The following is a 13,250-nucleotide window of genomic DNA, read 5'->3' on the forward strand; positions in this document are numbered from 1 at the left end:
TTGATTAAGGTGACAACATGGATATACATGGCTTTCTAACGACACATCAATTGCCAAGTACCTATGCAGAAACTGCACAAAAATGGTTCACCCCATTATGTGAGCAACTGCTTAAGCACCAAGACGGTGCAACACAACCATTTATCGTGGGCATAAATGGCAGTCAGGGTTCAGGTAAATCAACTCTGACCAGTTTTATCGAGTCCTTCCTTACCTCGCTCCACAACAAAAAAGTGGTATCACTCTCAATTGACGATTTTTACTACGACCAGTCGCAGCGAAATGCGCTAGCGATAAAAGTACACCCGCTTTTAGCAACTCGTGGTGTGCCGGGTACTCATGACATTCCTCTAGCGTTAAATACGTTTCGCAGTTTAGAAAAAGGCACGCGTACATCGCTGCCCCGCTTTAACAAAGCTACGGATAACCCGTTCCCGAAAGAACAGTGGCCTGTAATCGAATCTTCACCCGATTTCATCATACTTGAAGGTTGGTGTGTGGGCGCTATCCCACAGGCTTCAGGTGAACTTAAAAGGCCTGTTAATCATCTTGAAGAAGTTGAGGACCCACTTAGTATTTGGCGCTCTTTCGTTAACACTGAATTAGCCGGAGATTACCAAACGCTATTCGACAAAATCGACTATCGCATTATGCTTAAGGCACCGAGTTTTGATTGCGTTTATCAATGGCGTTTAGAACAAGAACATAAACTTGCAAAAAAGGCGCTAAAAGACAGCGATGGCGTTATGACAGACGAAGAAGTGGCAAACTTTGTGCAACACTACCAACGCATCACTGAACACGCGTTAATAAACTTGCCTGAAAAGTGCGACACCGTGTTTTATCTTGATGAAAAAAGAACGATAACTAAACAGGACGTAAAACGATGACGAAAACGCTTGTTTTCACCGATATGGACGGCACGCTGTTAGACCACCATACCTACTCTTATGAGGCGGCGAAACCGGCTTTAACGGCATTAGAAAAAAGGGACATTCCCATTATTCCGACCACTAGCAAGACCTTTGCTGAATTGCAGCCATTACGTGAAAGTATTGGTTTGGACGGGCCCTTTATCATAGAAAATGGTGCCGCTATTTTTATTCCCCATGGTTTTTTCAAACAAAAGCCTAGCGGTACGGTTTGGATAGATGGTTACTGGTGTAAAGCCTTCATTTCTAATAAAAACTATTGGATTAAGCTTCTAGAAAAAATCGGCGGTGAATTTGAAGGGAAATATAAACAATTCTCGAAAATGTCGAATGAAGAAATTCAAGAATGTACAGGACTTGATGAACGTTCAGCATCACTTGCTGCAAAGCGCCAGTTCGGCGAACCCGTTTTATGGCTTGGTACTGACGATGAAAAACAGCGTTTTTTAAAGGTTGTCAAAGACCGCGGAGCCTTTCCGCTAGAAGGAGGCCGTTTTATTCATATCTCAGGAAATTGCGATAAAGGCCAAGCACTGAAATGGTTGGCCAATGAATATCAAAAACAGCATACCACCAAAGTTAACACTATCGCCCTTGGCGATGGTAAGAACGACGTAGCAATGCTTGAAGCAGCGCACGTCCCTATTCGCATTTTATCACCGGTAAATCCTCCACCAGCTGTAAAAAAAGAAGAGGTCTATACCAGCACCCTAACCGGCCCTGAGGGCTGGAACGAAATGCTTACTCAATTGCTATCCCTATAATCAGGAGGACACATGGCTGATTTTTATCAAAATGGTGTGGTTACTACGTTACATAACTTGGCTCGTCGTCCTACCGAGGAGCTAGAGGCTGAACTTTTACAATTTTCACAAAAGCGCCCTATGGCACTTATTTTACCGTCGCTGTTTTCCGAACTTGAGGGCGATGCGCTTCCACATATCGTTAACGAACTAACAGGCGTGCCCTATTTATCAGAAATTGTTATTGGTCTGGATCGTGCTAACGAAGATCAATATAAGCATGCACTAAAATTCTTTGGAAAACTTCCTCAACATCACAGAGTGCTATGGAATGATGGACCTCGCCTTAAGGCTCTGGATGAAGAACTTCAAGCTCAAGGTTTAGCGCCTAAAGAACTAGGTAAAGGCCGAAACGTATGGTACTGCATGGGCTATGTGTTGGCGTCTAACCGCGCTGAATCTGTTGCTCTACACGACTGTGACATTGTTACCTATAACAAAGACTTGTTAGCTAAGCTTATCTACCCTGTCGCCAACCCCATGTTCAACTATGAATTTTGTAAGGGGTACTACGCCCGTGTAGCCAACGGAAAAATTAATGGCCGCGTTTCACGCCTTCTTGTTACCCCACTACTTCGCGCGCTAAAACGCATCATGGGTGATAATGAATACTTAGAGTTTATGGACAGTTTCCGATACCCACTGGCCGGTGAATTCTCGTTTAGACGCGATGTGCTAAATGATATTCGCATACCAAGTGATTGGGGCTTAGAAATAGGCGTGCTCTCTGAAATGCACCGCAATTATTCGCATAACCGTCTTTGCCAAGCGGATATATGCGATATTTACGACCACAAACACCAAGATCTTTCGCTTAACAATGATCAAGGTGGCTTATCAAAAATGTCTATCGACATTACCAAAGCCATTTTTAGAAAACTGGCCACGCAAGGCTATACGTTTAGCAATGAGATGTTTCGCTCAATTAAGGCAACCTATTTCCGTATTGCGCTAGATTTTATAGAAACCTACCACAATGACGCGGTAATGAATGGTCTAAGCTTAGATATTCACAGCGAAGAAAAAGCTGTAGAAATGTTCGCCAGCAACATTATGAAAGCGGGACAGAACTTCTTAGAAAACCCTATGGAGACACCGTTCATTCCAAGTTGGAACCGTGTAACCAGTGCGGTACCTGATATATTAGAACGACTGTTAGAAGCGGTTGAAGCCGATACTGCAGAATATATGGAGTAAGTAATATGGCATGGGACCATCTCCATGACAAAGTAAAGCACCATTTAGAAAGCATTTACGCTGATGTAGCGCTAGACGTCTCTTATGAGACGCTAGCGACGGATTTAATGAACACAATAGGCATTCAGCAGCGAACGGATATTGCTTCACCTCAGTCTCATCACAATTATTGGGATGAAGACGACATTATAATGATTACCTATGGTGATAGCGTAATTGACGAGGGTGAGCGCCCCTTGGTTACGTTAAATAAGTTCTTACACCGCTATTGTAAGAACACGGTAAATAACGTTCATATTTTGCCGTTTTTTCCGTACAGTTCGGACGATGGGTTTTCGGTGATTGACTATTCAACCGTTAACGAGGCATTAGGCTCGTGGGACGACATAGAGGCTATTGCCGCTGACTATGGGCTTATGACGGATTTAGTGATAAATCACTGCTCTGCTAGAAGCGTGTGGTTCGATAATTTTGTGAAAGGCGAGGGTCCGGGGTCTGACTTTTTCTTTACGGCCGACCCAACGGATGATCTTTCTATGGTAACGCGACCCAGAGTATCGCCTTTGCTGCGTGAAACGGAAACCGCGCACGGCACCAAACATGTATGGTGTACCTTCAGTCACGACCAAGTTGATTTTGACTTTAGAAACCCCAAAGTATTGCTAGCGTTTATTGATATTATAAAATTGTATATTGATAAAGGCGCTAAGCTATTTCGTTTAGATGCTGTAGCTTTTCTTTGGAAAATTGTTGGCACTAACTGCATCAACTTGTTCCAAACCCATGAAGTCATACGTTTGATCCGAACGCTAATTGAACATGTTGATCCATCCATCATAATCATTACCGAAACCAATATTCCCAACAGGGAAAACCTAACGTATTTTGGTAATGCTAACGAAGCCCATGCTATCTACAATTTTTCGCTTCCGCCGTTACTTGTAAATACATTAGTAACGGGTGATTGTACGTATTTGAAAAGCTGGATGATGAGTATGCCACCGGCGCAAAACGGCACAGCCTACTTTAACTTTATCGCATCGCACGACGGAATTGGCTTGCGTCCGGCGGAAGGCCTACTGACAGATGAAGAAATTTCAGAGCTTGTGCATACAATGCAGCACTTTGGCGGCAAGGTGTCGTGGCGCGCTTCTGATCACGGTCAGCAAAAGCCTTACGAGATAAACATCACCCTGTTCGACGCGCTGCAAGGTACCACCAAGGGGCCTGACAAGTATCAGGTGGATCGATTTATTTGTGCTCACGCCATCATGTTAGGTATGGAAGGTATCCCAGGAATTTACATTCACAGTTTACTCGGCACATCTAACGATTACGAAAAAGTCGCTAATACAGGACAAAATCGTTCAATCAATAGAAAACGTTGGGACTTTAATGAATTAGAGGCGTTATTAGACTCGCCTTTCTCGCAGCATCATAAAGTACTCACTCGAATCTCGCAGCTTATTCGCATACGTAAAGCACAGCCCGCATTTCACCCTAATGCGACGCAGTTCACGTTGCAGCTTGGTAACCAATTATTTGGATACTGGCGACAGAGCCTAGATAGAAAGCAAAGTATTTTTTGTATTAGTAATATTTCAGACGAAGAACAAACAATTCTGCTGTCTGATATTAATCTTATTGGTACCGATAACTGGATTGACCTCATCACCCGTGATGAAATTGCCCTTTCTAGTGGTTTTTTACAAATGAAACCTTATCAAGTGCTTTGGATCAGTAACCAAGATTTTGAATGAGCTTTTGGGCTTGTAGCACCAGTTGGCCAATAAATCTGCCGCGGTAAGGATACTGCGGTGTTATGCTCGTAACACGATTTAGCTAATCAAATATTTTCTATGCGCGAAATTAATACCTTCCTCTTCGATTTAGACGGAACCTTGGTGGACTCTGTTCCTGATTTAGCAACAGCGTTAAACCAAACACTAAACGACTACCAATTGCCAACTTATAACGAGCAGACAGTTAGACACTGGGTTGGAAATGGTGCTCGTGTTTTGTTGGAACGCGGATTGAGCGGCAACGCAGAGATCAGACACCATTACACATCAAACGAGATTGATGCCGCTTTAGAAAAATTTCTGTTCTATTACCGAACGCTAGATACTAAAAGTACAGTGCTGTACGACGGCGTGTTCGCAACACTTCACGCGCTAAAAGAACAAGGGTTCACGCTAGCATTAATCACTAATAAACCTTCGGAATTTATTAAGCCTATTCTTTCTTCGTTCTCAATATTTTCGTTGTTTTCGCTTACCATTGGCGGTGATAGTTTACCGGAAAAAAAGCCTTCTTCCCTTCCCCTTCTGCATGCCTGTGAAAAGCTTGGTGTTTCGCCCTCACAGTGTGTAATGGTTGGAGATTCTAAAAATGACATTGTTGCCGCAAAAGCCGCGAACATAAAAAGTGTAGGGCTTACCTACGGGTATAACTATGGTGAGAACATCGCAAAATATAAACCCAACTGGGTTTTCGACGATTTTGAAGAGATATTAACGCTCGCTTCTTAATTCATCTGACATAGCCGTTGAAGAAACTTCAATTACGTCGTTTACGCATACTTTCTTTTATTTCACGCTTTAACCTTTGGTATAAGGCCGCTTTTTCTGTAATATCCGCGTGTTAAATCATTTCATGGAGTTGTTGGTATGTCATCTAAATGGCTTTCACTAGAAGAAGCCCTCACTAAAGCATTAGACGCTGCAAAAGCGATAAACGACGTTGAGCAAGTGAGCATTTTTGACGCCAATAACCGCATCTTGGCCCAAGATGTAACTGCCCACCTTGATGTCCCGCCATGGGATAATTCAGCAATGGATGGCTATGCTGTAAATGTAGAAGATCTTAAACACAGTGGTAAACTCGAAGTACAGGGTGTAATTACAGCTGGCATGAGTGCTGATGAGCCGCTTGAAAAAGGCAAAGCATTTAAAATAATGACGGGGGCCCCGGTGCCTGCCAATGCTAACGCCGTTGTAATGGTAGAGAATACCGAAAGTCATGATGGCGCGGTTTTGATCAATAAAATTCCATCGGCGCAAGAGAATATACGTAAAAAGGCCAATGATATCGCCAGTGGCGATACACTAATAAGCAAGGGCACGCGCCTTCACGCCGAACACCTTATGCTGCTTTCCTCCCAAGGAAACAGCAAGGTGGCAGTATTCAGAAAACTTCGCGTTGGTGTAGTCGCGACAGGTTCTGAACTTGCTGCACCTGGCGACCCCTGTAAATCGACACAAATTTTCGAGTCTAATCGCGTTGGTGTAAGTAGCATCTTAAACAATGAAAATGTAGAGCTTGTTGATTTCGGCATTGTAGAAGACGACGAAGCTTCTTTGCGTAAACTCTTCATTGAGGCGAGCGAGCGTGTAGATGTAATGGTAAGTAGCGGTGGTGTATCTGTGGGCGATGCCGACTATGTAAAAGATATCATCGCTGAATTGGGCACTATCGACTTTTGGAAAGTCGCGGTTAAACCGGGTAAACCCTTTGCTCTGGGCAAAATAAACAACACGTTGTTTTGCGGTTTGCCTGGCAATCCTGTGTCTTCGTTTGTTACCGCAAAATTATTGGTTGTGCCTGTTATCAAAAAAATGCAAGGGCAAGTACAACAGCACGAGCAGTTCTTTGTTAACGCTAGCATTACGAAACCTCTTAAGCGACGTGCAGGCCGCCGAGACTTTCAGCGCGCAACCATGGTAAGAAACGGTCAAGGTGATTGGGAAGTCACACCGTTTAAATCACAAAGCTCTGGGGTTATGACGTCAATCACATCCGCCAACTGTCTTATGGTTGTTCATGAAGACATAAGTGAGTTAAACATAGGCGACACGGTTCCGGTTATACCGCTGCATTTTTAGAACGGCTGTTGTTGAAACGCAATGCATCACAACATGTTTTTTCAATGTGATTTTTGCTGCTGTATCTGATTGAAAGCGCAATTGCCGCATTACGTGAAACAATTACCCATTATTCTCGTCGTCCTGGGCGACCCATATAGAGACACATTACCGTGAATAAAAAACGCTTTCTTTTAGAAGGAAGAGACATTTTAAAACTAGCATGGCCATTGTTGGTTGCGCAGATTACTCAAATGCTAATGGGCGTTAGCGATACTATTATGGCTGGGCGTTACAGTGCAACCGACATGGCAGCGGTAGCACTAGGATTTAGCATCACCGTGCCACTGCTTTGCTTTATACAGGGTATAGCGCTGGCACTTCCCCCAATTATTTCACGGTTGCAGGGAAACAAAAATTTAAGTGGTATTGCCGACGCAAGTCAGCAAGCTGGTTATCTGGTTTTCTTTGTGGGATTAGCGGTAGCAGGCTTAATTCCCTTTACTGAAAGCATAGTCGCGCTGTTCCCTATGGCGCCCGAGCTATTTAGCATTACCGTAGACTACGTACTGTATGTGCTGTTCGCTATGCCTGGATTTGCACTTTACCAATGGCTTAGAAACTATTGTGAAGGCTTGGGTAAAACCAAACCCACTATGATTATTACGGTTATCGGGCTGATGGCGAACATCGTAGGAAACTACCTGTTTATCTATGGTGTAGGCCCATTACCAGCTATGGGCGGTGCGGGTTGTGGTATTGCAACGGCCATTGTTATTTACACTATGCTTCTAGCAACCGTGATCTATGTTCGTTTTGCCCCTGCCCTGCAAAAGTACAATTTGTTCGGACAGTTGTATAAACCTAACATGGTAACCATAAATCGCACCTTCAAAATGGGGTTACCCATTGCCATGACTATCCTGTTTGAAGTGACGCTGTTTTCACTGGTTGCATTGTTATTAGCCCCTTTTGGTGCCACAACGGTAGCGGCCCACCAAGTCGCACTGAATTTCTCGGCCCTTATGTTCATGTTTCCTATGAGCATTGGTATGGCAGCAGCCATTCGCATTGGCTATCGCATAGGGCAAAATAACCCGCGACAGGCAAAAATTGCAGCTCGAACCGCTATTCTGATCGGTTTTTTCACCGCTGCGTGTACGGCTAGCTTCACCCTGTTAGCAAAGGGATTCATCATTGGCCTGTACACCAGTGACGAAGCTGTATATACCTTGGCGAATGCGTTATTGATTTATGCGGCATTATTCCAATTGTCTGATGCGGTTCAGGTGATTTCGGCTAATGCATTACGCGGCTATAAAGACACAACAGCGATGTTTATTATTACCTTTGTGTCCTACTGGTTAATAGGTCTACCTACAGGCGTTATTTTAGGTAGAACAAACTGGATAACGGCAGAACCAATGGCCGCAGCAGGGTTTTGGATTGGCTTTATTGTAGGATTGAGTGCTGCAGCTGTTATGCTAGGTGCACGCCTTCTTTACATCCAAAGGCCCAGTGCGGTGCATCGTATCGCGAGTGCATAACCGTTCAATTGAACCAAAGCAGTTACCCCCTACTTTTTAGTTTGTCCCAGTCTTGTGGCGTGTCTATATCAAATTGTGCGTTAGGTATAGACACAGCCGTTACCCTACCTAATTTCGCATACTTCTTAATAACCGGCTTGGCCCCCATATCGCCACTAAGCGCTAGCAGTTCACCAAAAACCGCTTCCGGGAAAATAGCAGGCACGGTCAATCGACTATTGTTTTCTCCCTGCATGCGCCATTCACTGCACACTATGTGGTTAGGGTTCGCATAAGAAGTGTTAATTAGGCGAACGAAGTCTTGTGCATTAAGACTCGGCAAATCGGCCAACGTGAACAGCACATGAGTAGGTCTTGTACACAAGCCCTTTGCTGTCGGGGATACTGATTTTGACAGTGATGAAAGGCTTAAAAGATGCGTGAGTCCAGTGCGAATACTTGATGCAAGGCCTTCATCCCAATTAGCGTTGTCAACGATACTGATGGGTAGTTCAGAAACCTTACATGGAGAGTGTTTTAGCTGCGTATTTACGGAATCATGCCATTTACCCGTAACAACAGTAATGGGTAATTCACTAGTTAACGCTAAGTCATTGCGCGCACTCACTACCTCTCCCACACTGTGTTGTATAAGAGAAAGCGCAGAAATTGGGTGTTCCGATAAAAGCTTATTACCCTTGTAGCGAGCGCTCTTTCCGCCCGCCAACACTACAAGTGCTACGGCATAATTTTCCGACTTCAATTCAACATCCGTTATATCAAAGAAATAAAACGTTACACCTCAAAGGGCTTAGCGGCTTCTGCTAAGCCCTTTGATAGCAGCCGTTAACCCTTCAAGCGTAAGCCCATACATTCTGTCTTCCATAATTTCACGAATAATTTTGATAGACGAATAATAAGGCCAGTAATTCTCAGCTTGCGGATTAAGCCACACAGCGTTGTTAAAGTGGTTCAATAAACGCTGCATCCACACACTGCCCGGCTCTTCATTCCAATGCTCTACACTGCCACCTGGATACGTTATTTCATACGGCCCCATGGTAGCGTCACCTACGAAAATAACCTTGTAGTCTTTTCCGTAGCGATGAATGATATCCCAAATAGGAATGCGTTCTTTATTGCGACGAAGGTTATCTTTCCACACTTCCTCGTATACACAGTTATGAAAGTAAAAGTACTCAAGATATTTAAACTCGCTTTGTACCGCTGAAAAAAGCTCCTGGGTGCTCTTTACGTGTGGGTCCATAGAGCCACCCACATCAAAAAACATCAACACTTTTACCGCATTATGACGCTCTGGTGCCATGTGGATATCAAGTAAACCGCCTTTTTTAGCGGTTTCACCTATGGTGGTTGGTACATCTAGCTGCTCACTGGCGCCGGTGCGAGCAAACTTGCGTAGCTTCCTAAGGGCCACTTTTATGTTACGCGTACCCAGTTCTACATCAGAACTTAGGTTTTTAAACTCGCGTTTATCCCACACTTTTACTGCCGAAAACTTTCTATTTCCCTTTTGCCCTATTCGCACACCTTCGGGATTGTCGCCATAAGCGCCAAACGGCGATGTTCCGCCGGTGCCCACCCATTTATTTCCACCTTGGTGACGCTTTTCTTGTTCTTCTAAGCGTTTCTTCAACGTTTCCATCAGTTCGTCGAGACCGCCCGCCTTACGGAGCGCCTCGCGCTCTTCTGGGCTCAAGTTTTTCTCAATTTCCTTGCGAAGCCATTCTTCGGGAATGTCTTTACCGAACAAATCGATAGATTCAACACCTTCAAAATATTCAGCAAATGCCCTGTCGAACTTATCGTACTGAGTTTCATCCTTAACCATTATGGTACGCGACAAACTGTAGAACGCTTCGATGTCGGCATACACCACGTGCTTTTCTAGCGCACTAAGCAAATCCAGCAACTCACGCAGCGTGGTTTTAACCTGATATTTTCGCAGTGTATAAAAAAACTGAATAAGCATTAGCGACGCGCCATAAAGACCAGTTTTTCAAACAAATGTATGTCTTGTTCGTTTTTAAGTAGTGCCCCGTAAAGCGGTGGAATAGCAGCTTTTCCGTCTTTTGAGTGAAGCGCTTCTGGTGGAATATCTTCAGCAACCAAAAGCTTAAGCCAGTCGATAAGTTCAGAGGTAGAAGGTTTTTTCTTAAGCCCTGGTACATCGCGAATTTCAAAGAAGGCCTTTAACGCTTCATCAAGCAGCTTTTTCTTTAAATCTGGGAAATGTACGTTAACGATTTCTTGCATTTCCTCTGGATTCGGGAACTGAATGTAGTGGAAGAAACAACGGCGCAAGAAAGCGTCTGGCAGCTCTTTTTCATTGTTCGATGTAATAATAACAATAGGACGCTGCTTCGCGACTACGCGTTCTTGAGTTTCGTATACGAAGAACTCCATTTTATCGAGCTCTAGTAGTAAATCGTTGGGAAACTCAATGTCTGCTTTGTCGATTTCGTCAATCAGTAGTACCGGGCGCTTTTCTGCGCTAAACGCTTCCCACAATTTCCCTTTGACGATGTAGTTACTGATATCGTGGACACGGTCATCACCAAGTTGAGAGTCGCGAAGACGTGATACTGCGTCGTATTCATACAAACCCTGTTGCGCTTTCGTGGTTGATTTAATGTGCCACTGAATTAGTTCAGTACCTAAACTCTCGGCCAATTCTTCAGCAAGCATGGTTTTACCTGTACCCGGCTCGCCCTTAATTAGAAGCGGGCGCTCTAGCGTAATAGCGGCATTAACCGCCAGTTGTAGGTCTTTGGTTGCGATATAATTAGACGTGCCACTAAAAGCCATTATTGTTGTACTCCGTATAATTTTTCGTCTTCGTAATTTTAACTATAATATCAAGGCCTTCTCATGATTGCCCATAGATATAACATATAGCTAAAAAGCACTTTGCATTTTACTGATTGGGACCAATGATATAGGGGTATGACGAAATCCCCTAATTCAGGCTGTGAATTATTAACTATCACACGCGTTGAATTATTAACTATTAAAAAGGTCGTACAGATCACGACAGACGGGGTTTCCTATAAAATAAGGAACGAGGTAAGGATTTATAATGAACGTATTTGACGACAATTCCCTATCTATTGGCCGCACGCCACTAGTTAAGCTAAATCGCGTAACATCAGGTAATGTATACGCAAAAATTGAATCGCGTAACCCAAGCTTCAGCGTTAAGTGCCGTATTGGCGCGAACATGATTTGGGATGCTGAAAAGCGCGGTGTCCTTACCGAAGGTAAAGAAATTGTAGAGCCGACCAGTGGTAACACAGGTATCGCTTTGGCGTTTGTTGCAGCGTCTCGCGGTTATAAGCTAACGCTAACCATGCCTAGCAGCATGAGCCTTGAGCGTCGCAAACTTCTAAAAGCTTTGGGCGCAAACCTTGTTCTTACTGAAGCGCCTAAGGGCATGAAAGGTGCCGTTGCCGCTGCACAAGAAATTGTGGCATCAGATCCAGACAAATACGTATTGCTTCAACAGTTCGACAATCCGGCAAACCCAGCTATACACGAAAAAACCACCGGCCCTGAAATTTGGGAAGATACAGACGGTAAAGTAGATGCATTCGTAGCTGGTGTGGGTACGGGCGGTACTATCACGGGTGTAAGTCGCTACCTTAAAAATACGAAAGGTAAAGCGATCACTTCAATTGCCGTTGAGCCAACAGACTCACCAGTAATTACGCAAGCGCTTGCGGGTGAAGAGCTCACTCCAGGTCCACACAAAATTCAAGGTATTGGCGCAGGCTTCATTCCAGGTAACCTAGATTTGGACTTAATTGACGAAGTTGAGCAAGTTACCAACGAAGAGTGTATGGACATGGCGCGCAAGCTAATGACCGACGAAGGTATTCTTGCTGGTATTTCTTCTGGTGCAGCCGTTGTTGCCGCTAAGCGTTTTGCCGAACGCCCAGAAAACAAAGACAAAGTGGTTGTAGTACTTCTAGCAAGCGGCACAGAACGTTACCTAAGCAGCCCTCTGTTTGCAGGTGCGTTCGACGAACAAGAAGAAGTTCAATAGCTTTCTTGATAGTTTGTTAATTTGAAGACGAGGCCTAGCGCCTCGTTTTTTTATGCATCAAATTTAATCAATTTAAAGCGATAGCTAAATGGCATTTTATGCCCCTTTGCTTTTACACTGATTTTTGTGAATAATCCGCTTTGCAAACATCTACGCAGTCGATTAGTTGACTTCGTAAAGATATGAAACTATCAATAAGAAACGGACCTCTTTATATTAAGGTAACCCAAATGAAAACGTGTATGTGGTACGCCCTTTTCGGGCTTTTTACAGTTTTGATTTTAACGGCATGTGGTGAAAAGAAAGAAGGCATTGGACGTTACGGTATGCTTGATGAGAGCACACCTGAATACACCACAGTGATGTTCCTAAAAAGTGTTTACGAAGACGATAATTTAGACACAGCTATTCAACTTTCCAGCGAAAAAATGTCACGCATACTCACGCGATATCACACGAATAGCAATGTTCAGCGCCATCTGCTTAATTTGAAGTACGACACGGTAACAGTAACTCCGCAAAGTGCAGGTAAAATAGGCAGAAACGAGTTTTCAGAAAAATCGACCATTACCGTATTTTTAAGCGGCAATTACAATGGTGACAAAGTAGAAGACTTAAGAAGCCTTGATTTGATCAAAGAAGACGGTGAATGGAAGGTAAACAAGATTCACCCTGACGCCTATTTATAACAAGTAAATTCTGTTTTTTATATTAAGAACTCGCCAATTTTGTGATAAGCAAAAATAAAAAGGATGTTTTCCAGATTTTGAGCTCGGATACATTTATTTTTTGTTTAATGTGTTGTTTTAGGGTGATAACTTAAAACAACACAAAACTGATATACGGATGTTTTCCGATTTGCA

At 43.7% G+C, this 13,250-nt stretch carries 12 protein-coding genes; 9 read left to right on the plus strand and 3 right to left on the minus strand.

Translation table 11 applies throughout. The features are described 5' to 3' along the window. Window positions 1-17: 17 nt before the first annotated feature. From AC27KT_RS12435 to AC27KT_RS12465, 7 genes are all read left to right on the plus strand, one after another. Window positions 18-890 carry a kinase gene (locus AC27KT_RS12435; RefSeq protein WP_487130389.1) on the plus strand — a complete coding sequence of 291 codons (873 nt, stop codon included), beginning with the start codon at window positions 18-20 and terminating at the stop codon, window positions 888-890. Next, window positions 887-1,696 (plus strand): HAD-IIB family hydrolase, encoded by an 810-nt coding sequence (locus tag AC27KT_RS12440; RefSeq protein WP_487130391.1) that lies wholly within the window; start codon window positions 887-889, stop codon window positions 1,694-1,696. The genes AC27KT_RS12435 and AC27KT_RS12440 overlap by 4 nt, the downstream gene beginning before the upstream one ends. 12 nt (window positions 1,697-1,708) lie before the next feature. After that, complete coding sequence (locus AC27KT_RS12445) at window positions 1,709-2,932, plus strand: glycosyltransferase family protein (RefSeq protein WP_474874540.1); 1,224 nt, start codon at window positions 1,709-1,711, stop codon at window positions 2,930-2,932. A gap of 5 nt (window positions 2,933-2,937) precedes the next feature. Continuing rightward, on the plus strand, window positions 2,938-4,692 hold the full coding sequence (locus tag AC27KT_RS12450) for a sugar phosphorylase (protein WP_487130394.1): 1,755 nt from the start codon (window positions 2,938-2,940) through the stop codon (window positions 4,690-4,692). 99 nt (window positions 4,693-4,791) lie between these two features. Next, a complete protein-coding gene (locus AC27KT_RS12455; protein ID WP_487130396.1) occupies window positions 4,792-5,463 on the plus strand; it encodes a phosphoglycolate phosphatase in 672 nt (223 codons plus the stop codon). A gap of 138 nt (window positions 5,464-5,601) precedes the next feature. Further along, on the plus strand, window positions 5,602-6,816 hold the full coding sequence (gene moeA / locus AC27KT_RS12460; protein ID WP_487130398.1) for a molybdopterin molybdotransferase MoeA: 1,215 nt from the start codon (window positions 5,602-5,604) through the stop codon (window positions 6,814-6,816). A gap of 152 nt (window positions 6,817-6,968) precedes the next feature. After that, window positions 6,969-8,342 carry an MATE family efflux transporter gene (locus tag AC27KT_RS12465; protein ID WP_487130400.1) on the plus strand — a complete coding sequence of 458 codons (1,374 nt, stop codon included), beginning with the start codon at window positions 6,969-6,971 and terminating at the stop codon, window positions 8,340-8,342. Window positions 8,343-8,364: 22 nt separating this feature from the next. On the opposite strand, the gene AC27KT_RS12470 is transcribed toward AC27KT_RS12465, so the two are convergent. Genes AC27KT_RS12470 through AC27KT_RS12480 form a run of 3 tightly spaced genes read right to left on the minus strand, consistent with a single transcriptional unit; the run spans window position 8,365 to window position 11,150 of the window. Next, the gene (locus AC27KT_RS12470; RefSeq protein ID WP_487130402.1) at window positions 8,365-9,084 is read right to left on the minus strand and encodes a nucleotidyltransferase family protein; all 720 of its coding nucleotides are present in this window, start codon (window positions 9,082-9,084) and stop codon (window positions 8,365-8,367) included. A gap of 48 nt (window positions 9,085-9,132) precedes the next feature. Beyond that, the gene (locus tag AC27KT_RS12475; protein WP_075178013.1) at window positions 9,133-10,314 is read right to left on the minus strand and encodes a vWA domain-containing protein; all 1,182 of its coding nucleotides are present in this window, start codon (window positions 10,312-10,314) and stop codon (window positions 9,133-9,135) included. Then, a complete protein-coding gene (locus AC27KT_RS12480) occupies window positions 10,314-11,150 on the minus strand; it encodes an AAA family ATPase (protein WP_039220753.1) in 837 nt (278 codons plus the stop codon). The genes AC27KT_RS12475 and AC27KT_RS12480 overlap by 1 nt, the downstream gene beginning before the upstream one ends. Window positions 11,151-11,421: 271 nt before the next feature. Here AC27KT_RS12480 and cysK point away from each other — a divergent pair, with 271 nt between their 5' ends. After that, window positions 11,422-12,387 carry a cysteine synthase A gene (cysK, locus tag AC27KT_RS12485; RefSeq protein ID WP_014949690.1) on the plus strand — a complete coding sequence of 322 codons (966 nt, stop codon included), beginning with the start codon at window positions 11,422-11,424 and terminating at the stop codon, window positions 12,385-12,387. Window positions 12,388-12,617: 230 nt separating this feature from the next. Further along, on the plus strand, window positions 12,618-13,076 hold the full coding sequence (locus AC27KT_RS12490) for a nuclear transport factor 2 family protein (protein WP_487130406.1): 459 nt from the start codon (window positions 12,618-12,620) through the stop codon (window positions 13,074-13,076). Window positions 13,077-13,250 lie beyond the last annotated feature (174 nt).

It is taken from the genome of Alteromonas sp. 5NW40-0090 (assembly GCF_057552975.1).